Genomic DNA, 407 nt, shown 5'->3' with positions numbered 1-407 from the left:
GAGCGGGCCAGCTCCACCAGGTCCCGTTCATGGGCGTAGACGATCGCCGCGGGCACCACCCGTCCCTCGTGCGTCAGGTGGCCCCGGCTCAGCATGCCCGGCGCCCTGGGTTCTCCCGGTGCCAGGGCCGAGACGTCGGTGAGCAGTTTGATCTGCCCCGCCCCGTGGGAGATCCGCACGAGCGGAGCCCGCAGTTCGTGCAGCCCGCGGGACCCCGCGGCCAGCGCGAGGTCGAACTCGGCGCGCAGTGCCTCCTCCCAGGGCACGGGGTTGATGCCGAGGCTCCGCAGGTAGCCGGTGACTCCGCTGCCGAAGGCGTGGGGCGCCGCGGTGAAGATGACCTGGATGCGCAGGTCCGCCTCCAACAGGCCGAAGACCTCTCGCAGTCGTTGGGCGAAGGTCACGGT

The 407-nt window shown here is 71.7% G+C and carries 1 pseudogene; it reads right to left on the bottom strand.

The window, feature by feature from the left end:
• Nucleotides 1-407 (bottom strand): annotated as a pseudogene (locus tag G3I17_RS39445) (hypothetical protein); the annotation flags it as partial.

The sequence above is a fragment of the Streptomyces sp. SID13031 genome, assembly GCF_010548305.1.
In the GTDB taxonomy this organism is placed as follows: domain Bacteria; phylum Actinomycetota; class Actinomycetes; order Propionibacteriales; family Kribbellaceae; genus Kribbella.
The sequence above is the reverse complement of the archived record's forward strand: the minus strand, read 5'-3'. Positions and strand labels throughout refer to the sequence as shown.